Source organism: Amycolatopsis tucumanensis, from assembly GCF_021654135.1.
GTDB lineage: Bacteria > Actinomycetota > Actinomycetes > Mycobacteriales > Pseudonocardiaceae > Amycolatopsis_E > Amycolatopsis_E tucumanensis.
On sequence record NZ_JAKGSD010000009.1, the window covers coordinates 75,626 to 101,150 of the forward strand.

The following is a 25,525-nucleotide window of genomic DNA, read 5'->3' on the forward strand; positions in this document are numbered from 1 at the left end:
GAGACGAGAAGGACCTGTTACAGACACCGCGGCCGGTTCCGCCCACCGATCTCGAAATGAGACACGGGAACTACTTGCGGATCTCCAGCGTGCAGCACTTCGGACCGCCGCCCGCCTTGCGCAGTTCGGAGATGTCGACGAGCACCGGTTCGTAGCCGCGCACCACGAGCCGCTCAGCGAGGTCCGTGGCTTCCAGCGGCAGCACGACGTTGCGCCCGTCGGAGACGCCGTTGAGACCGAAGCACTCCGCGTCCGCCGCGGTGGCGAGCACGGCGTCCGGGAACAGGCGCGCCAGGACGCGGCGCGAGCCGGCCGAGAACGCCTCCGGGTAGTAGGCGATGTGGGCCGGCGTCGTGTCCGTGGCCTCGCTCAGCACGAACAACGCGGTGTCGAGGTGGTAGTAGCGCGGGTCGGTCAGCCGCAGGGACAACACCGGCACCCCGAGCACCTCCTGCGCTTCGGCGTGCGCGGCGGGGTCGGTGCGGAACCCGGTGCCGGCGAGCAGCATCCGCCCGGTCCACGCGAAGTCGCCCTCGGCCTCGTTGACGTAGGACGGCATGACGACGTCGCGGTAGCCGTGCTCGGTGAACCAGCGGCGGAAGTGCTCGGCCTCGGCGGCGCGCTGCGGGGCGCGGAAGCGGGCGCCGAGCACCCGGCCGTCGATCACGGTCCCGGAGTTCGCGGCGAAGACCATGTCCGGCAGCCCCGGCTGCGGCTCGATCTCCTCGACGGTGTGGCCGAGGCGGCGGTAGGTGTCCCGCAGCTCGCGCCACTGCGTCATCGCCCGCTCGGCGCTGACCGGTCGCGTCGGGTCCATCCAGGGGTTGATCGCGTAGTCGACGGCGAAGAACCGGGGCGGGCACATGAGGTACCGGCGGGTGGTCGGAACCCGAGTCGTCATGAGATCACGGTATGTCTCGATTCAGGGACAATCAATCGCTGTTTCTTGCTCATCCACCTGCTAAACATTGCGTGTGAACTCGCTCGACCAGCAGATCGTTTCGTGCCTCGTGACGAACGCGCGCGCCAGCTACGCCGAGATCGGGAAGGTCGTCGGGCTGTCCGCGCCGGCGGTCAAACGCCGCGTGGACCGGCTGCTGGAAACCGGGGTGCTGCGCGGCTTCACCGCGGTCGTCGACCCGGAGGCGCTGGGCCGGGGCACCGAGGCGTTCGTCGAGGTGCACTGCCGCGGCAACATCTCCCCGGCTCGCATCCGCGCGCGGCTGGAACCGCTGCCCGAGGTCGTCGCCGCCTACACGGTGACCGGTGCGGCGGACGCCATCGTGCACCTGCGCGCCGCCGACATCCACCAGCTCGAAACGGCACTGGAGCGGCTGCGCGGGCTGGAGATCGTCGACCGCACGGTGTCCACCGTCGTGCTGTCCCGGCTCCTTGAGCGCCCGCCCAACCCCGCGACATGATGGCGGGCATGACCGAACGCATCGTGACCGAGCGGCGCGGCAGGGTCGCGGTGATCACCGTCGACGCCCCGCAGCGGCGGAACTCGCTGACCCTGGCGCTTTCCACCGACCTCGCCCAGGCCGTGGCCGAAGCCGAGCAGGACCAGGGCGTGCACGCGCTGGTCGTCACCGGCACCCCGCCCGCGTTCTGCGCCGGAGCCGACCTCACGACGCTGGGCAGTGCGCAGGAGGAGGGCCTGCGCGCGGTGTACGAGGGCTTCCTCGCGGTGGCGCGGTCGCCATTGCCGACGATCGCGGCGGTCGGCGGCGCGGCCGTCGGCGCCGGGCTGAACCTCGCGCTGGCCGCGGACGTCCGCCTCGCCGGCCCGCGCGCGAAGTTCATCCCGCGGTTCCTCGAACTCGGCCTGCACCCCGGCGGCGGTTTCACCTGGATGTTGCAGCGCGCGGTGGGTATCCAGCGGGCACGGGCGATGACCTTGTTCGGCCAGTCCCTCGACGCCGCGGCGGCGGAGGCGGCCGGGCTGGTGTTGCGCACCGTGGACGGCGACCACGACGACCTGCTGGAGGCGGCATTGGAACTGGCGGAACCGGCGGCGAACGCACCGCGCGAGGTCGTGCTCGCGACCAAGCTGTCGATGCGGCAAACCTCGACCATGGCCGAGCATTCCCGCGCAGTGGACACCGAGATCGAGCCGCAGCTGAAGTCCCTGAATTCCCCCGACTTCGCAGAACGGCTCGCTTCGATGCAGGCCACGATCACCACGCGGAAGTAGACGCTACCGTAAGTTACAGGTAACCGGTATCACACCGCCGATTCTCGTCACAGAACGACAAGTAAGGTGGAGGTATCGGCGGAAGTGTGCCCACCGGCCACGTGTCGACGAGGACGCAGCCTGTCGGGAGAGAGGGATTCTCTGACCCATGAGCACGAGCACGAACGGCAACGGTGTGCTGTCGGCGAGCCGGCCCACTGAAGTCGCCAAGCTGGACCGCGTGGTCATCCGGTTCGCGGGTGACTCCGGCGACGGTATGCAGCTCACCGGCGACCGCTTCACCTCGGAGGCCGCGGCCTTCGGCAACGACCTGGCCACCCTGCCGAACTTCCCCGCCGAGATCCGGGCGCCACAGGGCACCATCCCGGGCGTCTCGTCGTTCCAGGTGCACTTCGCCGACTACGACATCCTGACCCCCGGCGACCGGCCGGACGTCCTCGTCGTGATGAACCCCGCCGCGCTCAAGGCGAACCTGCGTGACGTGCCCAATGGCGGCACGATCATCGTCAACACCGATGAGTTCACCAAGCGCAACCTGACCAAGGTCGGCTACGACAGCGACCCGCTGGAGGACGACACGCTGTCGGCGTTCCAGGTGCACCGGGTCGCCATGTCGACCCTGACCCAGGGCGCGCTGGAGGGCACGGGCCTCGGCAAGAAGGACGCCGAGCGGTGCAAGAACATGTTCGCGCTCGGGCTGCTGTCGTGGATGTACCACCGGCCGACCGAGGGCACCGAGGCGTTCCTGCGCGAGAAGTTCGCCAAGAAGCCGGACATCGCCGAGGCCAACATCCTGGCCTTCCGCGCGGGCTGGAACTACGGCGAGACCACCGAATCGTTCGCCACCACCTACGAGGTGGCGCCGGCGAAGCTGGACAAGGGCACCTACCGGCAGATCACCGGCAACACGGCACTGGCGTACGGCATCGTGGCCGCCGGGCAGCGCGCCGGGCTGCCGGTCCTGCTGGGCACGTACCCGATCACGCCGGCGTCGGACATCCTGCACGAGCTGTCCCGGCACAAGAACTTCGGCGTGCTGACCTTCCAGGCCGAGGACGAGATCGCCGGCATCGGCGCCGCGCTGGGCGCCTCCTACGGCGGCGCGCTCGGCGTGACCTCGACGTCCGGGCCGGGGGTGGCGCTGAAGTCGGAGACCATCGGCCTCGGCGTGATGCTGGAGCTGCCGCTGGTCGTGATCGACGTGCAGCGCGGCGGCCCGTCGACCGGTCTGCCGACCAAGACCGAGCAGGCCGACCTGCTGCAGGCGATGTTCGGCCGCAACAGCGAATCGCCGCTGCCGGTCATCGCGCCGCAGTCCCCCGGCGACTGCTTCGCGGCGGCCATCGAGGCGGTGCGGATCGCGTTGAAGTACCGGACGCCGGTGATGATCCTGTCCGACGGCGCGAACGCCAACGGCTCGGAGCCGTGGCTGATCCCGAACGTCGAGGACCTGCCTGACCTGTCGGTGGAGTTCGCCTCGGAGCCGAACGCGGCCGACGGGTCCGGCGAGTTCTGGCCGTACGTGCGCGACCCGGAGACGCTGGCCCGCGCGTGGGCCGTGCCCGGCACGCCGGGTCTGGAGCACCGCATCGGTGGTCTGGAGAAGCAGGACGGCAAGGGCAACATCTCCTACGACCCGGACAACCACGACCACATGGTCCGGCTGCGGCAGGCCAAGATCGACGGCGTCGACGTGCCGGACCTGGAGGTCGACGACCCGTCCGGCGAGGCGCGGGTGCTGGCGCTGGGCTGGGGTTCGACGTTCGGCCCGATCGGCGCCGCGGCCCGCCGCGTGCGCAAGCAGGGCATGCCAATCGCACAGGCGCACCTGCGGCACCTGAACCCGTTCCCGAAGAACCTGGGCGAGGTCCTGGCCCGGTACGACAAGGTCGTGGTGCCGGAGATGAACCTGGGGCAGCTCGCCCTGCTGCTGCGCGCCAAGTACCTCGTGGACGTGCACTCCTACACGAAGGTCGCCGGCCTGCCGTTCAAGGCCGAGGAACTCCAGCACGTCTTCACCGACATCATCGAAGGAGCGCTGACCCGATGACCGCCACCGACTTGGGCCTGCCCACCGTGGGCGGTCTGGACCTGGTGCCGACCACGGACGAGACCCAGAAGGCGAAGGACTTCAAGTCCGACCAGGAAGTGCGCTGGTGCCCGGGCTGCGGGGACTACGTCGTGCTCAACACGGTGCAGTCGTTCCTGCCCACGCTCGGGTTGAAGCGCGAGAACATCGTGTTCGTCTCCGGCATCGGCTGCTCGTCGCGGTTCCCGTACTACCTCAACACCTACGGGATGCACTCGATCCACGGCCGCGCGCCGGCGATCGCGACCGGTCTGGCGACCACGCGGCCGGACCTGTCGGTGTGGGTGGTCACCGGCGACGGCGACGCGCTGTCCATCGGCGGCAACCACCTGATCCACGCGTTGCGCCGCAACGTCAACATCAAGATCCTGCTGTTCAACAACCGGATCTACGGCCTGACGAAGGGCCAGTACTCGCCGACCTCGGACCCGGGCACGATCACCAAGTCGACCCCGATGGGCTCGGTGGACACGCCGTTCAACCCGATCTCGCTGGCGCTGGGCGCGGAGGCCTCCTTCGTCGGCCGGGCGCTGGACTCCGACAAGAAGGGCCTGACCGAGGTGCTCACCGCGGCGGCCCAGCACCGCGGCTCGGCGCTGGTGGAGATCTACCAGAACTGCCCGATCTTCAACGACGGCGCGTTCGACGTGCTCAAGGACAAGGACGAGGCCGCGCACCGGATCATCCCGTTGCGGGCCGGCGAGCCGATCCGCTTCGGCCCGGAGGGCGAGTACGGCGTGGTGCCGAACCGCTGGGGCGGCTTCGAGATCGCCAAGGTGGCGGAGGTCGGCGAGTCCGAGCTGATCGTCCACGACCCGGCGATCGAGGACACCGCGTACGCGTTCGGGTTGTCGCGGATCGGCGACCAGCACCTCAACCACACGCCGACGGGCATCTTCCGCCAGGTTTCCCGTCCCACGTACGACGACCAGGCTCGCGCCCAGGTCGAGCAGGCCCGCTCCGCGAAGCCGGCCGACCTGCAGGCGCTGCTGACCGGCAAGGACACGTGGACGGTCGACTGACCGCACGAAGAAGCCCCGCACGAATCGTTCGTGCGGGGCTTCTTTGTTGGTTCAGAGCGGCCGGAATCCGACCCGCTCGGCGTCGTCGGCGGTGCGGAACCACACCTCGGCGATCATGCGGTCGTACTGCGGCGAGTCCTCGGTGCAGTAGCGCAGCGCGGTGACGCTGGCCTTGACCGTGAACTCCTCGGACGGCTTCCCACCGCCGGGCCGCGGCATCGCCGAGCCGGGGCCGAACGGGCCCGGCGGCACCGAACCGTCCGCGCGCGTGCGCGGGGTCGGCTCGAACAGGGAGCCGCTGCGGCCGCCCTCCTCGGGCCGGGGCGCGCGCCGCTCGACGGTCCGCATGGACGGCTGGACCGGCTTCGGCGGGTCGAAGGCGTGCGCCGACCGCCGCGGCTGCCGCTTGGGCAGGACCTGGGTGGTCTCGGTGGCCGTCTCCTCGGCCGGGGGCTGCGGCTGGTCCTCGAACGCGTAGGCCGGCGGCTCGGGCTCCGGCGCGGCGAACGGCGTGAAGGCCGACTCCTCCGCGCGCGCCGGTTCGGGCGCGTGGTCGGGGTCGAACAGCGACCCGCGCTCCGGCTCCGGAGCCCGCTCCCGCCCGAACAGCGCCCCGCGCTCCTCACCCCGGACCGCCTGGCGCTCCTCACCCCGAAGGGCCGGATCCGGCTGGAACAACGTGGTCGCCTCCGCGGGCGACTCGTCCCGCTGGAACAACGACCCGGCAGGCCGCTCCTGCTCGAACGCGGCCTGCCCAGCCTGGTCCTGCCCGAACGCGGCCTGCCCAGCCTGGTCCTGCTCGAACAGCGACCCCCGGCCGGCAGGCGGCTCCTCTTGCCCATGGCGCGGCTTCCGCCCAGCCCCGGCGTCATCCTGTGCAGCAACCTGGCCGCCCTGCCCGTGGCGCGGCTCCCGCTCGGCCCCGGCTTGGTCCTGCTCAGCCACATACCCAGCGGCGTCGGCCTGCCCATGGCGCGACTCCTGCTCGTACCCGGCCTCGGCCGGCTCGAACAGCGCGCCGCGCTCAGCCTCTTCGCGGCCGTAGGCAGCATCGCCCTGCCCGTGGCGCGACTCCTGCTCGTACCCGGCCTCGCCCGGCTCGAACAGCGCGCCGCGCTCAGCCTCTTCGCGCCCGTACCCCGCGACCTGCTCCCGGCCGAGCCCCGCGTCGCCCACGTGCAGCGCGCCCCGCTCGGCGGCGTCGTCCCGCTCGCGGCCGAACGCGTCGAAGACCGTCGTCGCCTCGGCCTGCGGCTCCTCCGGCTCGAACAGCGAGTCGTCGTCGATCTCGGAGCCCGGCTGGTACCCGGGCGACCGTCCGGCGAGGCTGTCGCGCTCCAGCCAGGACGGCGTGGCGTGCTGCTCCTCCGCCTCGGGCGTCTCCGCGGCGATCGGTTCCTTCCGCGCGACCGGCGCGGACACCGGCTCCCGCTCGATCGTGCGGGTCGGCTGCGCGGCGGGCGCGCTCTGCGCGGCGAGGAGTCTGCGCTCCAGGTGCCGGCTTCTCGCCTGAGCGGGCCGGGCCAGGAACAACCAGGTCAGCAGCACCCCGACCACGAATGCCGCCGCGCTCCACAGCCAGACCTGTCCGAAAATGGACATCCGTGCTGCCCTTCCTTTCCTACCGCGCGGTTACCACTCACAGTGACGCCGCAGCGGCTCACGCATGACGCGCGATCTACCTGGTCCGCGCGACGAGGTAGTCCGCGACGGACTCGCACGCGTCCCTCGCGGGCCCGGCCGGCAGGGGGGCCAGCTCCGTCCTCGCCCGCTGAGCGTAGTCCGACAGGGTGACCATGGCGCGGTCCAGCCCGGTGGACGCCCGCAGCAGGGTCAGGGCCTCCTCGACCAGCTCGTCGTCGGTGATCGGACCCGCCAGCAGCTCCACCAGCCGCGGGTCGGTGTCCGGGTCGGCCAGCGCGTACAGCATCGGCAGCGTGCGCACGCCTTCCCGCAGGTCGGTGCCCGGCGTCTTGCCGGACTCGTGCGACGGCGAGGCGATGTCGATGATGTCGTCAGAGATCTGGAACGCGGTGCCGATGATCTCGCCGAACCGCTGCATCGCCCGGATCGCGTCCGGCTTGGCGCCGGAGACCATGGCGCCGAACCGGCCGGAGGTGGCGATCAGCGAGCCGGTCTTCTGCGCGATGACGGTGAGGTAGTGGTCGACCGGGTCCTCGCCCTCGCCCGGCCCGACGGTCTCCCGCATCTGGCCGGTGACCAGTTCGCTGAACGTCTCGGCGAGGATGCGGGCGGCGTCGGTGCCCAGGTCGGACACCAGCCGGGAGGCGTGCGCGAACAGGAAGTCGCCGGTGAGGATCGCGATGCTGTTGGTCCAGCGGGCGTTGACGCTGGGCGCGCCGCGCCGCATCGTCGCCTCGTCCATCACGTCGTCGTGGTACAGGGTGGCCAGGTGGACCAGCTCGACGGCCGCCGCGGCGATCACGACGTCGGAGTGGTTGCCCTCGCCGAACTCGCCCGCCAGCAGGGTCATCAGCGGGCGAAAACGTTTGCCACCCGCCTCGACCAGGTGCGACGCGGCGTCGTGGACGGCCTGCACCTCGCTGCGCGCGGTGTCGCGCAGCAGCTTTTCGACGTCGTCCAGTCCAGCGGCCAGCGTGCGCAGCAGCTGCTCGTCGGCGATCCGCAGGCCCACGCTCCCGCGCAGCTCCTCGATCGTGCTACCCCGGTGCCGCACTGACACGTTGTCCGCCCTCTCCGCACTTCACTGACCGGTCCTCACCAGCGTAATGGCTGCACCCGGGGTGTTCGTGGGCCCTCTGCGAACCACCCTGGTGATGCGCGTGACAACGGGTGCCCACACCATCGGGTGAGCTGCCCCGCAGGCCCTTCTGACCAGCACTAACGTTCGCGAAGTGACCAGCAGGAGGGCGCAGAACACCATCGTCGCGGCGATCATGCTCGGGATGCTGCTGGCGGCGCTGGACCAGACGATCGTGTCCACCGCCCTGCCCACTATCGTGGCGGACCTCGGCGGCGCGAACCACCTGTCGTGGGTGGTCACGTCGTACCTGCTCGCCGAGACGATCATGACGGTGCTGATCGGCAAGTTCGGCGACCTGTACGGGCGCAAGCGGGCGTTCCTGGCCAGCGTGGTCCTGTTCCTCGCCGGGTCGTTCCTGTGCGGGTGGGCCGACTCGATGGCCATGCTCGTCGCGTTCCGCGCGCTGCAGGGCCTCGGCGCGGGCGGGTTGATGGTGACCTCGGCCGCGGTCATCGCCGACGTCGTGCCGCTGCGCGAACGCGGCAAGTACCAGGGCGCGATCGGTGCGGTGTTCGGCGTCTCGACGGTGGCCGGTCCGCTGCTCGGCGGCCTGTTCGTGGACCACCTGAGCTGGCGGTGGGCGTTCTACGTGAACGTGCCGCTCGGGGTGCTGGTGGTCCTCGTGGCGGTGTTCGCGCTGCCCACGGTCAAGGCGGCGGTGAAACCACGCATCGACTACCTCGGCATCGTCCTCATCGCGCTCGCCTCGACCGGGCTGACCCTGGTGACCAGCTGGGGCGGCACCGAGTACCCCTGGGCGTCGCCGGTGATCATCACGATGGCCGTCGGCTCGGTCGTGCTGCTGGTGGCGTTCGTGCTGGTCGAGCTGCGGGCCGCGGAGCCGATGCTGCCGATGCGGCTGTTCCGCGGCCGGGTGTTCTCGGTGGCGGGCATCCTGAGCTTCGTCGTCGGGTTCGCGATGCTCGGCGGCATCACCTACCTGCCGACGTACCTGCAGCGCGTGCAGGGCGCGAGCGCGACCGAGTCCGGGCTGCGCATGCTGCCGCTGGTGGTCGGGATCATGATCACCTCGCTGGTCAGCGGCGTGGTGATCAGCCGCACCGGGCGGTACCGGGCCTTCCCGATCGCCGGTTCGCTCGTGCTGGCGCTGGGCCTGTACCTGCTGTCGCACCTGGATGCCACCACGAGCTTCTGGGTCACCTCGGCGTACATGGTCGTGCTGGGCCTCGGGCTCGGCTGCACCATGCAGGTGCCCACGATCGTCGTGCAGAACACCGCGGACTACGCCGACCTCGGGGTGGCGACGTCCGGCGTGAGTTTCCTGCGCACACTGGGGAGTTCCTTCGGGGTCGCGGTGTTCGGCTCCATCTACGCGAACAACCTGCCACCGCAGCCGTCCACGGAGTCCTATGTGGACGCCATCGGGACGATGTTCCTGATCGCCTCGCCGATCGGGTTGCTCGCGCTGGTGGTCGCGTTGTTCCTCAAGGAGGTTCCGCTGCGGGACACGTCGAAGGCGCTGGCGTCGGGCAACAGCGGGGTCGGCGAGGGCTTCGCGGTGCCGGGCTCCGGGGATTCGCGGCAGGAGCTGGAGAAGGTCGTGGGGACGGTGTGGTCGAAGCAGAAGACCGATCCGGGGCCGGAGATCCTGGCCCGCTCCGGCGTGCCGCTGAGCTACGCGCAGGCGTGGCTGATCGCGCAGATCTACCGCAACAGCGTCGACGACGGCGACGCCACCCTGCAGGAAATCGCCGTGCAGACCGGTGTTCCGGCGGGCATCTTCGAACCCACCGCGCGGCAGCTGGTGGCTGCCGGGCAGCTCGCCGAGGCCGACGGGCACTTCACGTTCACCGGGCACGGCAGCGACACGTTCGCCCGGCTGGTCGGCGCGTGGCGGTTGTGGGTGCTGGACAACGTGACGGGCTCGGAGGCCGCGGCGGGCCGGGATTTCACGGCCTGCGTGGACGAGATCGCGACGCAGCTGATCAGCAACAGCCGCGCGCTGACACCGCCGGACAGGCACGCGACGCCGGTCGGTTAGCACACCCGACCGACAAAAACGGCGCCACACCGGCGAAACGGCGCGACTTGTCCACATCGCCCTCAGCCATCCACAGAATCCCGTTCTGTTTCCCACTCCGCCGCCACACCGGGCATGCTCGAGACATCCCTTCCGAAAGGAGCCTCGAGAAATGACCGAGCAGACCCTCCCCGGCCGCCGCACCCGCAACCAGGCCCTCCGGCCCGTCATGGGCGAGGCGCGCGAGCGCGGGCTCGCGCAGCGGCACCTGCGCAAGCTGATGCGGCTGGCGCGCGAGCAGCCCTGCCGGTGCGGCGACGTGCACCGGCACGCATGTGCCTATCCCGACGTGGTGCGCGCGCTCAGTCCGACCTGACCCCGCACGCGGAAGTGCCCCCCGCCCTGGCGGGCGGAGGGCACTTCCGGTGGCGCGGTCGTCAGAAGGCGAAGGCGCCCGCTCCCGCCCAGTCGAGGGCGAAGGCGGGGGCGACGCCGAGCAGCAGGGTGATGATCACGCCGAGCGTGATCGCCGCCGTGGTGAACGCGCCCGGCACCGTCACGGTCGGGCCCTCGGGGGCCGGCTTGGAGAAGTACATGAGCACGACCACCCGCAGGTAGAAGAACGCCGCGACGGCGCTGAACACCAGCGCGATCACCACCAGCGGCGCCATGCCGTCCCGCAGCGCCGCCGAGAACACGACGAACTTGCCGACGAACCCGCTGGTGAGCGGGATCCCGGCCAGAGCGAGCAGGAGGAAGGTGAACACCCCGGCCAGCACGGGCGACCGCTTGGCCAGGCCGGCCCACGCCGACAGGTGCGTGGCCTCGCCCTTGGCGTCACGCACGAGCGAGACCACGCCGAACGCGGCGAGCGTCGTGAAGCCGTAGGCCAGCAGGTAGAACAGGGTCCCGGACAGGCCCTGATCGGTCATCGCGAGCGTGCCGACGAGCAGGAAGCCGGCGTGCGCGACGGACGAGTAGGCGATCATGCGCTTGACGTCGGTCTGGGTCAGGCCGAGCACGGCGCCGATCGCCATGGAGATGATCGCGACGGCCCACAGCACGCCGCGCCACTCCCAGCTGGTCGACTCGAACCCGACGGTCAGCACCCGCAGGATGCCGCCGAACGCGGCGACCTTGGTGCAGGCCGCCATGAACCCGGTGACCGGGGTCGGCGCGCCCTGGTAGACGTCCGGCGTCCAGGTGTGGAACGGGCCGACCGAACCCTTGAACAGCAACCCGACCACGAGGAGGCCCATGCCCGCGAACAACAGCATGTCCGACCGGTCCGAGCCGGCCGCGGCGCCCGCGATGTCGGCCAGCTTGACCGAGCCCGCGTAGCCGTAGAGCAGTGCCAGACCGTAGAGGAAGAACGCCGACGAGAAGGCCCCGAGGAGGAAGTACTTGACCGCCGCCTCTTGCGACAGCAGGCGCCGGCGCCGGGCCAGGCCGCACATCAGGTACAGCGGCAGGCTCAGCACCTCGAGCGCGATGAACATGGTGAGCAGGTCGTTGGCCGCGCAGAACGTCATCATCCCGCCCAGCGCGAACAACGCCAGCGGGAAGACCTCGGTCTGCATGCCCGTCGAGCCGACCTGGGCCCGGTCCTGCACGGTGCCCGGCCGGATCGCGGCCTGCGCGACGAAGGCGCCACCCGGCTCGACCGAGCGGTCCGCGATCAGCAGGATCGCGGGCAGCGCGAGAGCGAGGAGCGTGCCCCACAGGAACAGGGCGGGCTTGTCCACCGACACGGCGCCGCTGAGGGTGGTCAGGCCCTTGACCGGCGAACCGCTGACGTACACGGCCAGCGCGACACCGGCGGCGGCCAGACCGGTCAGGCTGAGCAGCACCTGCGACGGCCACCGCATGTGCCGGGGCAGGAACGCCTCGAACAACACGCTGACGCACGCCGCGCCGAGCACGATCAGCACCGGCAGGATCGCGTCGTACGCGATCTCCGGTGCGGAGATTTGCCCTTGCTGGGCCAGAATCCCGAGCATTTCACTGGCCTCCGTTGAGTGCGGAAAGCGTCGCGTCGACCGACGGGGTCACCGTGTCCAGCACGGGTTGGGGGTAGAAGCCGAGCCCGATGATCAGCACCACCATGGGCACCAGGATCGCCAGCTCCCGGCCGCCCAGGTCCCGGATCGTCTTGCGGGCGCCCAGCTCGGGGGCGATCGCGGCGCCCGGGCCGCCCCCGGCGCCGACCAGCGCGGTCCCCCGCACCGGGCCGGTCATCAGGCGCTGGTACAGCCACAGCACGTAGGCCGCGGCGAGCACCATGCCGACGGTGGCGAGGATCGCGTACACCGGCTGGGTCTCGAAAGCGCCCAGCAGCACCAGGAACTCACTGACGAACGAGTTGGTACCCGGGAGGGACAAAGTGGACAGACCGGCGATGAGCAGCATCCCGCCGAGCAGCGGCGTCAGCTTGAACATGCCGCCGTAGTCGGAGATCCGCGTGGAGCCGCCGCGCGCGATCACCAGGCCCAGCACCACGATCAGCATGCCGGTCGCGAGGCTGTGGTTGAGCATGTAGGTCACCGCGCCGACCCCGGCCTGCTGGGTGAAGGCGAAGATACCCAGCGCGATGAACCCGAAGTGCGCGATCGAGACGTAGGCGACGAACCGTTTCATGTCCTGTTGCCCGGCGGCGAGGATCGAGCCGTAGAGCACGCCGATCACCGCCAGCACCAGCACCAGCGGTGCCAGCTGCTTGCTGGCTTCCGGGAACATCGGCAGGCAGTAGCGCAGGAACCCGAACGTGCCGACCTTGTCCAGCACGCCGACCAGCAGCACGGCGACGCCGATGGGCGCCTCGCCGGCGGCGTCGGGCAGCCAGGTGTGGAACGGCACGAGCGGCGCCTTGATGGCGAACGCGAGGAAGAACCCGAGGAACAGCCAGATCTGGGTGCTCGCCGGCGCGTCCCGGACCACCGTGACCAGCGTCGCCCAGTCGAAGGTGCCGTTGCCCAGCTCGTCGGCGGCGAGCGAGTAGGCCCCGATCGCCGAGGCCAGCATGATCAGACCGCCGAGGAAGGAGTACAGGAAGAACTTGACCGCCGCGTACTGCCGGTTCGCGCCGCCGTAGCCGCCGATGAGGAAGTACATCGGGATCAGCATGATCTCGAACAGCACGTAGAACAGGAACACGTCGGTCGCGGCGAACACCGCGATGGTGATGGCCTCCTGCACCAGGATCAACGCGAGAAAACCACCCGCGCTGCGGTCCTGCGGCAGCTTGTCCGCCGTGCCCAGTGCGCCGATGACGATCGGCACCAGGAACGCGATCACGGCGATCATCACCAGCGCGATGCCGTCGATGCCGAAGGAGATGTGCACACCGAAGCTCGGGATCCAGTCCATCGAGCTGGTGTGCTGCAGGCGGGCGCCGGCCGGTTCGTAGGTCGCCCACGTCGGGATGATCATCGCCAGCTCGACGAGGGCGAACGCCACCGCGGCGAGGGTGGCGAGCCGGTCGTTGCGGCGCAGCCCGGTGACGACGCACGCGCCGACCAGCGGCCAGAGGATGAGGGCCAGTACCCAGGTCATGAGAACCTCACCATCAGCAGTGCGGCGACGAGGACGAACGAGCCGGCCAGCATCGACAGGGCGTACGAGCGGACGAAGCCGGTCTGCAGTCTGCGCAACCGCCCGGATCCGCCACCGAGGGCGGCGGCCAGTCCGTTGACCGCGCCGTCGACGCCCCGGCTGTCGAGGTAGACCGAGAACCGGGTGAGCCACATGCCCGGGGTCGCGACCAGTGCCTCGTTGACCGCGTTGCCGTACAGGTCCTTGCGGGCCGCCTTGACGACGGCGGAGACGTTCTCCGGCCGCTCGACCGGGGTGTCCCGGCGCCCGACGACGAGCCAGGCGAGCAGCACGCCGAGCGCGGACAGGGCGACCGTGATCCACGGGATCAGCGAGTGCGGGATCGCGGTGTGCTCGGCCTCGCCGAGCTCACCCAGCGCCGGGGCGAGCCACTCGGACAGGCGGTCGCCGAGGGCGAAGAACGCGCCGGCGCCGAGCGAGCCGATGGCCAGCACGATCATCGGCGCGGTCATCACCGGCGGCGACTCGTGCGGGTGGAACTCCTTGCCCTCGGCGGTGCGCAGGTCCCGCCAGCGTTCCTTGCCGAAGAAGGTGAGCAGCATCAGGCGGGTCATGTAGAAGGCGGTCAGCGCGGCGCCGAGCATGGCGGCGAGGCCGAACACCCAGCCACGCCAGCCCTCCTGGCCGAAGGCGGCCTCGATGATCGCGTCCTTGGAGAAGTAGCCCGACAGGAAGGGGAACCCGATGAGCGCCAGGTAGCCGAGCCCGAAGGTGACGAACGTGATCGGCATGTGCCGGTACAGGCCGCCGAACTTGCGCATGTCGACCTCGTCGTTCATGCCGTGCATGACCGAACCGGCGCCGAGGAACAGCCCGGCCTTGAAGAAGCCGTGCGTCAGGAGGTGCATGATGCCGAGCGCGTAGCCGAACGGGCCGAGCCCGACGGCGAGCATCATGTAGCCGATCTGGCTGACCGTCGAGTACGCGAGCACCTTCTTGATGTCGTCGTAGGCGCAGCCGATGATGCACCCGATCAGCAGGGTTATCGCGCCGACAAGGGTGACGATCAGCCTGCCCGTCTCGGTCTCGTTGTAGATCGGGTTGGCGCGCGCCACCAGGTACACGCCGGCGGTGACCATGGTGGCCGCGTGGATGAGGGCCGACACCGGGGTGGGGCCTTCCATCGCGTCCGGGAGCCATGCCTGCAACGGGAACTGGCCGGACTTACCGCACGCGCCGAGCAGCAGCAGGATCGCGATCGCGGTGATCACGGCGGGCGGGGCGTCGCCGATGCGGTCGAACACGCCCGCGTAGGTGACCGTGCCGAGGTACTTGAACATCAGGAAGATCGCGAGCGCGAGGCCGACGTCGCCGACGCGGTTCATCAGGAACGCCTTCTTCGCGGCGGTCGCCGCGGACGGGCGGTCCGAGTACCAGCCGATGAGCAGGTACGAGGCCAGGCCGACGCCCTCCCAGCCGAGGTAGAGCGTCACGAAGTTGTTGCCCAGCACCAGAACCAGCATGGAGGCCACGAAGAGGTTCAGGTACCCGAAGAATCGCCGCCGGTTGCGGTCCTCCGCCATGTAGCCGATCGAGTAGATGTGGATCAGCGCGCCCACACCGGTGATCAGCAGGATGAAGACGAGCGAGAGCGCGTCGATGCGGAGTCCGAAGTCGATCTGGAGGTCACCGACGCCGATCCAGGTGAACATCCTGGTGTCGGTCACGTGCCCGTCGCTGCCGAAGAACAGCACCAGGCCGTAGACGAACGACGCGATGACCGTCGCACACCCGAGGAGGTGACCCCAGCGGTCGGTGCGCCGTCCCCCGGCCAGCAGGACGAGCGCGCCGAGGGCCGGGAACGCGACCAGCAGCCACGATGATGCGATCACTCTCGAGCTCCTAGTACTTGAGCAGGTTGGTGTCGTCGACCGAGGCCGAGCGGCGGGTGCGGAAGATGGCCATGATGATCGCCAGGCCGACGACGACCTCGGCGGCGGCGACGACCATCACGAAGAACGCCATGACCTGGCCGTCGAGCCCGCCGTTGATGCGGGAGAAGGTGACCAGGGAGAGGTTCACGGCGTTGAGCATCAGCTCGATGCACATGAACACGACGATGGCGTTGCGCCGCACCAGCACGCCGACCGCGCCGATGGCGAACAGCAGGGCCGACAGCAGCAGGTAGTAGGTGGGGGTCATTCCTCGTCACCCTTCCCGACGAGCGCGTGGGCGTCGGGCTGCGGCTCGGTGCCCTCGACCTGCTTGCGCTCGGCTTCGAGCCGCGCCGTGGGCGTGGACTCGATGATGGTGGACAGCGACTCGGGCGCGACCGTGCCGTCGGGCAGGATCGCGGGGGTCGTGACCGAGTGGGACGTGGCGAACACGCCGGGCCCCGGCTTGGGCGAGATGCGTTCGTACTCGCCGCGGAACCGGGCTTCGACGAGTTCCTTCTGCGTGCGGCGGCCGCGTTTCTCGGTGAAGGCCAGCACCATCGCCCCGAGCGCGGCGGTGATCAGCAGCGCCGAGGTGAGCTCGAACGGGAACAGGTAGTCGGTGAAGATGAGGCGCCCGAGCCCGCCGGCGGTCCCGTCCGGCGCGGGAGCCGGGGTGACGTTGGCGAGCGCCCGGGTGAGCGCGGTGGCCATCAGACCGGCGATGCCGATGCCGAGGATGCCGCCCCACAGGCGCTGCCCGCGCAGCACCTCGACGACCGAGTCGGAACTCTCCCGCCCGACGAGCATCAGCACGAACAGGAACAGCATCATGATCGCGCCGGTGTAGACGATGATCTGGGTGAACCCGAGGAACGGCGCCTGCTGGACCATGTAGAGGATGCCCAGCGAGAACATCGTGAGGGCCAGGAAGAGCGCCGAGTGGACGGCGTTGCGCGCGAAGATCAGCCCGAGGGCGCCCAGCAGGGCGATCGGACCGAGGATCCAGAACGCGATGGCCTCCCCGGTGGACACCGCCTCGGCGGCCTGTGCCAGCACCATCACCGCACCTCCCCTCGACGAGCGCCGCCCGCCGGACGGAACCCGCGCGCAACGAACCCGGTAGCACCGGGCGCCAGCGGGGCAGCGCCTCGCGCCACCGCACCCGCGGCCCCACCGAGCGCGGCCACCGAACCAACCCTGAAAGTTGCCAACGGTGCGGCACCTCGCGCCACTGCAACCGCAGCCCGACCGGCAGCCACCGAACCGAACCCAAAACCCGCCACCGGGGCAGCGCCTCGCGCTGCCGCAGCCGGAGCCCCACCGAGCGCGGCCGCGGGATCAATGCCGCGGGCCACCGCAGCCGGAGCCCCACCAAGCGCGATCGCGGGACCAGAGCAGCGGGCCACCGCAGCCGGAGCCGCGCCGGGGGCGGCTACCGCGCCGGAGCGCGGCACCACTGTCAGCGTCCTCATTGGATTGCCTCCTCGCGGGAGGTTTCCACCGTTTCGCCTGTCGGGATGCCGCGGCCGCGGGCCAGTTCGGGGCCGTGCACGTAGTAGTCCTGCTCGTCGTCGCCCAGGCGCATCGGGTGCGGGGGTTGCTCCATGCCCGGCAGGAGCGGCGCCAGCAGGTCCTCCTTGGTCCAGATCAGCTTCTGGCGGTCGTCGTCCGCCATTTCGTAGAAGTTGATCATCGTCAGGGAGCGGGTGGGGCAGGCTTCGACGCACAGGCCGCAGCCGATGCACCTCAGGTAGTTGATCTGGTAGTCCTTGCCGTACCGCTCGCCGGGCGAGTACCGGGCGTCCTCGGTGTTGTCGCCGCCCTCGACGAAGATCGCGTCCGCCGGGCAGGCCCACGCGCACAACTCGCAGCCGACGCACTTCTCCAGCCCGTCCGGGTGCCGGTTGAGCTGGTGCCGCCCGTGGTACCGGGGCGCGGCGGGGGCGCCGATCTCCGGGTACTCCTCCGTCGCCACCTTCTTGAACATCGTGCCGAAAGTGACGCCGAAACCCTTGATGGGGTCAAACAGTCCCATCGGAACCCTCCTTCCCGGCGCCCACCTGGGCAGGCTCCGAAGTACGTCCCGCCACCCGGCGACGGCGCTTCCCGGCGCCCCGCTCGGGCACCTCGGGCACGCGCAGATCCAGTGGCGGCAACGGGAAACCGCCGCCGGTGACCGGCACCGAATCGCTGTCGGCCTGCTTCTTCTCCGGCACCAGCAACGCGATCGCCACCGCGACCACCACCACGACCGCACCGCCGATCAGGATCTGGCCCGTCGTCAGGCCACCGTTGTTCCGGATCGCGCGGATCGACGAGATGATCACGATCCACACCAGGTTGGCCGGCACCAGGACCTTCCAGCCCAGCTTCATGAACTGGTCGTACCGGAACCGCGGCAGCGTCCCGCGCAGCCAGATGAACCCGAACAGCAACGCGAACAGCTTCACCGCGAACCAGATCAGCGGCAGCCACCCCTGGTTCAGCGGCGAGTCCAGCCCGACGAACGGGAACATCCAGCCGCCGAGGAACAACGTCGTCGCGAACGCCGAGACGATCACCATGTTCACGTACTCGGCGAGGAAGAACATCGCGAACTTCATCGACGAGTACTCGGTGTGGAACCCGCCGACCAGCTCCGACTCGGCCTCCGGCAGGTCGAACGGCGCCCGGTTCGTCTCGCCGACCATCGAGATCAGGTAGATCACGAAGCTCGGCAGCAGCAGGTAGAAGTACCAGCCACGGGCCTGCGCGTCGACGATCGCGCCGGTCGCCATCGACTGCGAGTACAGCACCACCCCGACGATCGACAGGCCCATCGCGATCTCGTACGAGATCACCTGCGCCGCCGACCGCAGCCCGCCGAGCAGCGGGTACGGCGACCCGGACGACCACCCGGCCAGGACGATCCCGTACACGCCGACCGACGAGCAGGCCAGGATCACCAGCACGCCGACCGGCAGGTCGACCAGCTGCAGCACGGTCTGCTCACCGAAGATCGACACCCGCGGCCCGAAGGGGATCGCGGCCAGCGCGATCAACGCGGGCACCGCGGACAGCACCGGCGCCAGGAAGTACACCTTCCGGTCCGCGCCGTCCGGGATGATCTGCTCCTTGAACGGCAGCTTGATCGCGTCCGCCAGCGACTGGAAGTAGCCGCCGGGGCCGACGCGGTTCGGGCCGGGCCGGTTCTGCATCCGGCCGATCGCCTTGCGCTCCCACACGATGAGGAAGATCGTCAGCAGCGGCCCGATCAGCAGCACCACGACGGTCTTGAGCAGGATCAGCCACCACGGGTCGTCCGCGAGCAGCTCCGCCCTGGTCATCTGCTCAGGAACCTGAGCAACCAACGGTGTCATCGCCGCGCTCCCTCGATGTTGACGACCGCCCCGTGCCCGGCGGCGAGCGTTCTGCGCAGCCGCGAGCCCTCGGAGTTGCCGGGCAGCCACACCACGTCGTCGGGCAGGTCGGCGACCTCGACGGGCAGCGTGATCGCGCCCCGCTCGGTCGACACGGTCACCTCGTCACCGAGCTCCGCCGCGGTCTTCGCCGACACCCGGGCCACCACGCGTCGCGCGGTGCCCGCCAGGTGCGGCTCGTCCGCCTGCAGCGAGCCCTCGTCGAGCAGCTGCCGCCAGCTCGCCAGCCGCGCCTGCCCCGGCCCGACCTCGGCGGCGGCCCGCGCGGCGCCCGACTCCCAGAACCTGCCGTGCGACGCGCCCGACGAGCCCAGCCGGGCGAAGTCGCCGTACGCGGCGGCCGGGGTCTGGGTGAACAGGTCCGCGTCCATCTCCACGGCCAGCGTGTCCAGGACCCGGCAGTCCGGCAGCGCGCCGGTGCCTTCGAGCGTCGCGTCGAACTCGCGGCGCCTGCCCTCCCAGTTGACGAAGCTGCCGGACTTCTCGACCACCGGCGCGATCGGCAGGACCACGTCGGCGTGCTCGGTGACCGTGCTCGCCCGCATCTCCAGGCTGACCACGAACTCGGCCCGCTCCAGCGCCTGCCGCGCCAGCGCCGGGTCGGGCAGGTCGTCCAGGTCGACGCCGCCGACCACCACGCCGGACAGGTACCCGCCTGCCAGCGCGCCGATGATGTCGTTGGTGTCGCGGCCCGGCTCGGCCGGCACGGGCACGCCCCACACCGCCTCGACCTCGGCGCGGGCGGCCTCGTCGGTCACCGGCCGTCCGCCGGGCAGCAGCGTCGGGGCCGCACCGGCCTCCAGCGCGCCGCGCTCGCCGGCCCGGCGCGGGATCCAGGCCACCTTCGCGCCGGTGCGCGCGGCCAGCCGCCGCACCGCGGCGAACAGGCCCGGCACCTCGGCCGCCCGCTCGCCGACCAGCACGACCGCGCCGTCCGCGCCCAGCGCCGACTCGACGTCCGGCGCGTGCTCGGGGATCCCGTCCAGCGCCGCGGCCTCCGACCCTGGCACGCAGGCCAGCAGCTCGCCGAAGGTCTTGCGCACCGACGGCGTCGTCCACTGTCCCAAGTGGACCACCCGGGTCTGCTTCTTGCGGGCGGCCTTGCGCAGCCGGAGGAAGACGATCGGCGCCTCCTCCTCGGGCTCGAACGCCACGCACAGCACCGTCGGCGCGTTCTCGATCGCGCCGAACGTGACGCCGTGCTCCGGCGTCGTGCCTGCCACCTCGGCGGCGAGGAAGTCCAGCTCCTCCGGCGAATGCGCCCGCGCCCGGAAGTCGACGTCGTTGGTGCGCAACGCGACGCGCGCGAACTTCGCGTAGGCGTAGGCGTCCTCCAAGGTCAGCCGGCCACCCGCGAGCACCGCGGCGCCGCGGCTGTCGCGGGCCTTGGCCAGCCCCTCCGCGGCGATGCGCAGCGCCTCCGTCCACGCCGCCTCCCGCAGCTCGCCGGAGGCGTCGCGGACCAGCGGCCGCCGGATCCGGTCCGCCGCCGTGGCGTACCGGAACGCGAAGCGGCCCTTGTCGCAGATCCACTCCTCGTTGACCTCGGGGTCGTTGGCTGCCAGCTTGCGCATCACCTTGCCGCGCCGGTAGTCGGTCCGCTCGGCGCAGCCGGACGAGCAGTGCTCGCACACGCTCGGCGCGGACACCAGGTCGAACGGCCGCGACCGGAACCGGTACTGCGCGCTGGTCAGCGCGCCCACCGGGCAGATCTGGATGGTGTTGCCGGAGAAGTACGACTGGAACGGCGCTCCCGACGACGTGCGCGAGGCGAGGTCGAAGACGTCCGCCGTCTCGGCCGTCCCGATCTGCTGGTGCGCGCCGCGCTCCAGCAGGTCGATGAACGGGTCGCCGGCGATCTGCGCGGAGAACCGCGTGCAGCGCTGGCACAGCACGCACCGCTCGCGGTCGAGCAGCACCTGCGTGGAGATCGGCAGCGGCTTCGGGAAGGTGCGCTTGGTGTCGCGGAACCGCGAGTCGGCGCGGCCGTGGGCCATCGCCTGGTTCTGCAACGGGCACTCGCCGCCCTTGTCGCACACCGGGCAGTCCAGCGGGTGGTTGATGAGCAGCAGCTCCATCACACCCTGCTGGGCCTTGTCCGCGACCGGCGAGGTCAGCTGCGTCTTGACCACCATGCCGTCGGCGACGGTCATCGTGCACGACGCCTGCGGTTTCGGCATCGGCCGCCCGCCCATCTCGACCTCGACGAGGCACTGGCGGCAGGCCCCGGCCGGGTCGAGCAGCGGGTGGTCGCAGAACCGCGGGATCACGGTGCCGAGCCGCTCCGCGGTGCGGATCAGCAGCTCGCCCTTGGGCGCGATGACCTCTTCGCCGTCGATGGTCAGCTTCACGTGACCTTCCGGGACCGGCGTCTCGGTCTTGGGGTTCTCTGGCGCGATCGTCATGCCTGTGCTCCCACCAACTCGCGCTTGTTGCTCTCGCACAGGGCGAGGAATTCGTCGCGGAAGTACTTGATCCCGCTGGTGATCGGGCTGACCGCGCCGTCACCCAGCGCGCAGAACGACCGGCCGAGGATGTTGTCGCAGACGTCCAGCAGCGTGTCGATGTCCTCGGCCGTGCCCCGCCCGTCGACCATCCGCTCCAGGATCTGCGCCAGCCAGTACGTGCCCTCGCGGCACGGGGTGCACTTGCCGCACGACTCGTGCTCGTAGAACTGGGTCCACTTCATCACGGCCCACGGCACCGACACGGTTTCGTTGAACACCTGGACCGCGGTGGTGCCGAGCATCGACCCGGCCTCCGCGGCGCCCTCGAAGTCGAGCGGGATGTCCAGATGCTCGGCGGTGAACATCGGCGTGGACGACCCGCCCGGCGTCCAGAACTTGAGCGGGATGCCGTCCTTCATGCCGCCGCACAGTTCCAGCAGCTCACGCAGGGTCGTGCCGAGCGGCGCCTCGTACTGGCCGGGCTTCTCGACGTGCCCGGAGATCGAGTAGATCTTCGGGCCGGGCGACTTCTCCCGGCCCATCTTGCGGAACCAGTCCGCGCCGCCGTTGACGATGAACGGAACGCTCGCGATGGTCTCCACGTTGTTCACCGTGGTCGGCGCCGCGTAGAGACCGGCGGCCGCGGGGAACGGCGGCTTGAGCCGCGGCTGACCGCGGCGGCCTTCGAGCGAGTCGAGCAGCGCGGTTTCCTCACCGCAGATGTACGCGCCCGCCCCGGCGTGCACCGTGATGTCCAGGTCGAACCCGGAGCCCAGGATGTCCTTGCCGAGGTACCCGGCACGGTAGGCCTCCCGCACCGCCGCGTTGAGCCGCCGGTACGGGTGCAGCGCCTCGCCGCGCACGTAGATGAAGCAGTGGTGCGACCGCATCGCGTAGGCGGCGATGACGCAGCCCTCGATGAGCGAGTGCGGGTCGGCCATCATCAGCGGGATGTCCTTGCAGGTCCCCGGTTCGCCCTCGTCGGCGTTGATGACCAGGTAGTGCGGCTTGTCCTCGTTGGGCGGCATGAACGACCACTTCACGCCGGCCGGGAAGCCCGCGCCGCCGCGGCCGCGCAGACCGGAGTCCTTGACCAGCTGCACGAGCTGCTCGGGCGTGCCGCTCAGTGCCTTGCGCAGCGCGGTGTAGCCCTCCAGCTGCTCGTAGGTGGACAACCGCCAGGAGTTGGGGGACAGCCAGCGTTTGGTGAGCACCGGGGTGATGGGATCAGCCATTACTTCTTCTCCACTTCCGGCAACGGGGCGTCCGCCATGGCCGGGGCCGTCCAGCCCCGCTCCTGCGCGATCCGCGCGCCCATCAGGGTCTCCGGGGCCTGCGACGGTCCGTCCACTTGCGACCGGTAGGTCTCCTCGTCCTCCGGGAAGAACCCGGCCAGCTGCAGCTCGGCGCTCTTGAAGTCGCCCAGCGGCGCCCCGCGCGTCGGCTGGGGCTTCTCGCCGCGCCGCAGGGCGTCGACCAGTTCGACCGCGCTGTCCGGCGTCTGCTTGTCGTAGTACTCGTAGTTGACCTGCAGCACCGGCGCGAGGTCGCAGGCAGCCAGGCACTCGGCGTGCTCCAGCGTGATCGACCCCGGCTCGCCCGGGGTGCCCGCGGTTTCCTCGTGCCCCAGCGGTTTCCCGTCCTCACCGAGGTGCTCCTGCAGGGTGCGGTAGATCGCGTCCCCGCCCAGCGCCGCGCACAGCGTGTTCGTGCACACGCTCACCAGGTGCTCGCCGCACGGCTTGCGCTTGTACATGGTGTAGAACGTGACGACCGCGCTGACCTCGGCCTCGGACAGTCCCAGCTGCTGCGCGCAGAACGTCACGCCCTCCTGGCTGACGAACCCCTGCACCGACTGGACCAGGTGCAGCATCGGCAGCAGCGCCGAGCGGGACTGCGGGTAGCGGGCCATCAGCTCCTGCGCCTTGGCCACGGTGTCCGCGTCGAACAGTTCCTTCGCAGTAGTCATCGATCCACTCCGCCCATCACCGGGTCCACGGACGCGACCGCCGCGATCACGTCCGCCACCAGGCCGCCCTCTGACATCGCCGGCAGGGACTGCAGGTTGACGAAACTCGGTTCCCGCACGTGCACCCGCACCGGGCGGGTGCCGCCGTCGGAGACGAGGTGGAAGCCCAGCTCGCCGCGTGGCGACTCGATCGGCGAGTACACCTGGCCCGCAGGCACCTTGAAGCCCTCGGTGACCAGCTTGAAGTGGTGGATCAGGGACTCCATCGACTGGCCCATGATCTTGCGGACGTGCTCGAGCGAGTTGCCCATGCCGTCGCTGGAGATCGACAGCTGCGCCGGCCACGCGATCTTGCGGTCCTCCACCATCACCGGGCCCGGCTCGATCTTCTTCAGGCACTGCCGGATGATCCGCAGCGACTGGTGCATCTCCTCGACCCGGCACAGGTACCGGCCCCAGCAGTCGGCCTCGGTCGAGGTCGGCACGTCGAACTCGAACTCGTCGTAGCGCGAGTACGGCTCGATCTTGCGCAGGTCCCACGGCAGGCCCGCGGACCGCAGCACCGGCCCGGTGACGCCGAGCGCGAGGCACGCGTCGACCGGCAGGTACCCGACGCCCTTGAGCCGGTTGCGCCAGATCGGCTGACCGGTGAACAGCTTGTCGTACAGGGGAAGGCGCTCGTCCATCGTCTTGACGAACTCGCTCACCTTCTCCTTCCAGTCCGTCGGCAGGTCCTGCGCCACACCGCCGGGGCGGATGAAGGCGTGGTTCATGCGCAGCCCGGTCAGGTACTCCAGCAGGTGCAGGACCTCTTCCCGCTCGCGGAACCCGAAGGTCATCGCGGTGGTGGCGCCCAGCTCCATGCCGCCGGTGGCGATGTAGACCAGGTGCGAGCCGATGCGGTTGATCTCGCACAGCATGACGCGGATCAGCTCGGCCCGGCGCGGCGCGCGGATGCCGAGCAGCTTCTCCACGCCGAGGCAGTAGCCCAGCTCGTTGAACAGCGGGGACAGGTAGTCCATGCGCGTCACGAACGTGACGCCCTGGGTCCAGGTCCGGTACTCGCAGTTCTTCTCGATGCCGGTGTGCAGGTAGCCGATGACCGAGCGGAGCTGGGTGACGGTCTCGCCCTCCAGCTCCAGCACGAGCCGGAGCACGCCGTGCGTGGACGGGTGCTGCGGGCCCATGTTGATGACGATCCGCTCGTCGTGCTGGGCGTCCTCCAGCACGTCGTCCCAGTCACCGCCGCTGACGTGGTAGATGCGGCCTTCGGTGGTGTCGCGCGATTCGGCGTATTCGGCGGTGCTGTCGGCGCTGTCGCGGCCGGCGTCGCTCGTGTCGGTGCCGGTGCTGACGTCCGCGAGTCGATCGGTAGTCACGAGTACGACCTCCGCTGATCGGGGGGCGGGATCTCCGCGCCCTTGTACTCCACCGGGATCCCGCCGAGCGGGTAGTCCTTGCGCTGCGGATGGCCGTCCCAGTCGTCCGGCATGAGGATCCGCGTCAGGGCCGGGTGGCCGTCGTAGACGATGCCGAACAGGTCCCACGCCTCGCGTTCCTGCCAGTCGGCCGTCGGGTAGACCTCCACGATGGACGGGATGTGCGCGTCCTCGACGTCGACGGCGACCTCCAGCCGGATGCGCCGCCGGTAGGTCATCGACGTCAGGTGGTAGACCGAGTGCAACCGCTGCGGCACGTCCGGCCCGTAGTCCACACCGGACACCGAGCTGCACAGCTCGAACCGCAGCCCGGCGTCGTCGCGCAGGATGCGGCACATCGCGACGAGGTGCGCGCGGTCGACGTAGAGCGTGATCTCGCCGCGGTCGACGGTCACCTGGTGCACCGCGTCGGCGGGCACGTCGTTCTCGGCCAGCGCGGCGAAGAACTGGTCGGCGAACTCGTCGAACCAGCCGCCGTAGGGCCGTTCCGCCGGTGGCGGCAGGTAGGCGGGCAGCCGCAGGCCGCCGTAACCGGAGGTGTCCCCGCTGTCGGAGACACCGAACATCCCGCGGCGCTCACGGCCCGCGACGATCGGCTGCGCCGGGCGCGGCCCACGCGGCTCCAGGCCGGTGTCCGGGCGCTGGGCGCTGGACTGTTCCCCGCCGGGTTCGGGCTTTTCCTCGGTCATGA

The 25,525-nt window shown here is 70.3% G+C and carries 21 protein-coding genes; 6 read left to right on the forward strand and 15 right to left on the reverse strand.

Going from position 1 to position 25,525, the window contains the following annotated elements; translation table 11 throughout:
- Positions 1-70: 70 nt before the first annotated feature.
- Entirely contained in the window at positions 71-901 is an 831-nt protein-coding gene (gene ddaH / locus L2C96_RS12080; protein WP_235716088.1) for a dimethylargininase, read from the reverse strand.
- Positions 902-974: 73 nt separating this feature from the next.
- Between ddaH and L2C96_RS12085 the strand changes: the two genes are divergently transcribed.
- From L2C96_RS12085 to L2C96_RS12100, 4 genes are all read left to right on the forward strand, one after another.
- The gene (locus tag L2C96_RS12085) at positions 975-1,421 is read left to right on the forward strand and encodes an Lrp/AsnC family transcriptional regulator (protein WP_020417436.1); all 447 of its coding nucleotides are present in this window, start codon (positions 975-977) and stop codon (positions 1,419-1,421) included.
- Positions 1,422-1,429: 8 nt separating this feature from the next.
- On the forward strand, positions 1,430-2,194 hold the full coding sequence (locus tag L2C96_RS12090; RefSeq protein WP_237336211.1) for an enoyl-CoA hydratase: 765 nt from the start codon (positions 1,430-1,432) through the stop codon (positions 2,192-2,194).
- 148 nt (positions 2,195-2,342) lie between these two features.
- The gene (locus L2C96_RS12095; protein WP_237336212.1) at positions 2,343-4,244 is read left to right on the forward strand and encodes a 2-oxoacid:acceptor oxidoreductase subunit alpha; all 1,902 of its coding nucleotides are present in this window, start codon (positions 2,343-2,345) and stop codon (positions 4,242-4,244) included.
- Entirely contained in the window at positions 4,241-5,305 is a 1,065-nt protein-coding gene (locus tag L2C96_RS12100; protein ID WP_237336213.1) for a 2-oxoacid:ferredoxin oxidoreductase subunit beta, read from the forward strand. The genes L2C96_RS12095 and L2C96_RS12100 overlap by 4 nt, the downstream gene beginning before the upstream one ends.
- Positions 5,306-5,356: 51 nt before the next feature.
- Here L2C96_RS12100 and L2C96_RS45045 read toward each other — a convergent pair whose 3' ends face one another.
- Positions 5,357-6,907, reverse strand: coding sequence for a sunset domain-containing protein (locus L2C96_RS45045; protein ID WP_308191147.1), 1,551 nt, complete (start codon positions 6,905-6,907; stop codon positions 5,357-5,359).
- A gap of 76 nt (positions 6,908-6,983) precedes the next feature.
- Positions 6,984-8,003 (reverse strand): polyprenyl synthetase family protein, encoded by a 1,020-nt coding sequence (locus L2C96_RS12110; protein WP_020417430.1) that lies wholly within the window; start codon positions 8,001-8,003, stop codon positions 6,984-6,986.
- A 178-nt stretch (positions 8,004-8,181) separates the two neighbouring features.
- On the opposite strand from L2C96_RS12110, the gene L2C96_RS12115 reads away from it, so the two are divergent.
- On the forward strand, positions 8,182-10,092 hold the full coding sequence (locus L2C96_RS12115; protein WP_372491205.1) for an MDR family MFS transporter: 1,911 nt from the start codon (positions 8,182-8,184) through the stop codon (positions 10,090-10,092).
- A 151-nt stretch (positions 10,093-10,243) separates the two neighbouring features.
- On the forward strand, positions 10,244-10,447 hold the full coding sequence (locus tag L2C96_RS12120; protein WP_237336214.1) for a hypothetical protein: 204 nt from the start codon (positions 10,244-10,246) through the stop codon (positions 10,445-10,447).
- A 61-nt stretch (positions 10,448-10,508) separates the two neighbouring features.
- On the opposite strand, the gene nuoN is transcribed toward L2C96_RS12120, so the two are convergent.
- The 12 genes from nuoN to L2C96_RS12180 all read right to left on the reverse strand — a co-directional run bounded on the left by nuoN (position 10,509) and on the right by L2C96_RS12180 (position 25,523).
- On the reverse strand, positions 10,509-12,071 hold the full coding sequence (nuoN, locus tag L2C96_RS12125) for an NADH-quinone oxidoreductase subunit NuoN (RefSeq protein ID WP_020417427.1): 1,563 nt from the start codon (positions 12,069-12,071) through the stop codon (positions 10,509-10,511).
- A gap of 1 nt (position 12,072) precedes the next feature.
- Positions 12,073-13,623 carry an NADH-quinone oxidoreductase subunit M gene (locus L2C96_RS12130; RefSeq protein WP_237336215.1) on the reverse strand — a complete coding sequence of 517 codons (1,551 nt, stop codon included), beginning with the start codon at positions 13,621-13,623 and terminating at the stop codon, positions 12,073-12,075.
- Positions 13,620-15,515, reverse strand: a complete 1,896-nt coding sequence (nuoL, locus tag L2C96_RS12135) for an NADH-quinone oxidoreductase subunit L (RefSeq protein ID WP_191245418.1) — start codon at positions 15,513-15,515, stop codon at positions 13,620-13,622. Before nuoL ends, L2C96_RS12130 begins: the two co-directional genes overlap by 4 nt.
- 10 nt (positions 15,516-15,525) lie before the next feature.
- Positions 15,526-15,825, reverse strand: coding sequence for an NADH-quinone oxidoreductase subunit NuoK (gene nuoK, locus L2C96_RS12140; protein WP_094003768.1), 300 nt, complete (start codon positions 15,823-15,825; stop codon positions 15,526-15,528).
- Entirely contained in the window at positions 15,822-16,619 is a 798-nt protein-coding gene (locus L2C96_RS12145; protein ID WP_020417423.1) for an NADH-quinone oxidoreductase subunit J, read from the reverse strand. The genes nuoK and L2C96_RS12145 overlap by 4 nt, the downstream gene beginning before the upstream one ends.
- Before the next feature lie 409 nt (positions 16,620-17,028).
- Positions 17,029-17,595, reverse strand: coding sequence for an NADH-quinone oxidoreductase subunit NuoI (nuoI, locus tag L2C96_RS12150; protein WP_020417422.1), 567 nt, complete (start codon positions 17,593-17,595; stop codon positions 17,029-17,031).
- Positions 17,582-18,919 carry an NADH-quinone oxidoreductase subunit NuoH gene (gene nuoH / locus L2C96_RS12155; protein WP_237336216.1) on the reverse strand — a complete coding sequence of 446 codons (1,338 nt, stop codon included), beginning with the start codon at positions 18,917-18,919 and terminating at the stop codon, positions 17,582-17,584. Before nuoH ends, nuoI begins: the two co-directional genes overlap by 14 nt.
- On the reverse strand, positions 18,916-21,384 hold the full coding sequence (locus tag L2C96_RS12160; RefSeq protein ID WP_237336217.1) for an NADH-quinone oxidoreductase subunit G: 2,469 nt from the start codon (positions 21,382-21,384) through the stop codon (positions 18,916-18,918). Before L2C96_RS12160 ends, nuoH begins: the two co-directional genes overlap by 4 nt.
- Positions 21,381-22,661: an NADH-quinone oxidoreductase subunit NuoF gene (gene nuoF / locus L2C96_RS12165; protein ID WP_237336218.1), complete on the reverse strand. Its 1,281-nt coding sequence runs from the start codon at positions 22,659-22,661 to the stop codon at positions 21,381-21,383. Before nuoF ends, L2C96_RS12160 begins: the two co-directional genes overlap by 4 nt.
- The gene (nuoE, locus tag L2C96_RS12170) at positions 22,661-23,395 is read right to left on the reverse strand and encodes an NADH-quinone oxidoreductase subunit NuoE (RefSeq protein WP_020417418.1); all 735 of its coding nucleotides are present in this window, start codon (positions 23,393-23,395) and stop codon (positions 22,661-22,663) included. The genes nuoF and nuoE overlap by 1 nt, the downstream gene beginning before the upstream one ends.
- Positions 23,392-24,774 (reverse strand): NADH-quinone oxidoreductase subunit D, encoded by a 1,383-nt coding sequence (locus tag L2C96_RS12175; protein ID WP_020417417.1) that lies wholly within the window; start codon positions 24,772-24,774, stop codon positions 23,392-23,394. The genes nuoE and L2C96_RS12175 overlap by 4 nt, the downstream gene beginning before the upstream one ends.
- A complete protein-coding gene (locus L2C96_RS12180; protein ID WP_020417416.1) occupies positions 24,771-25,523 on the reverse strand; it encodes an NADH-quinone oxidoreductase subunit C in 753 nt (250 codons plus the stop codon). The genes L2C96_RS12175 and L2C96_RS12180 overlap by 4 nt, the downstream gene beginning before the upstream one ends.
- Positions 25,524-25,525: the final 2 nt, after the last annotated feature.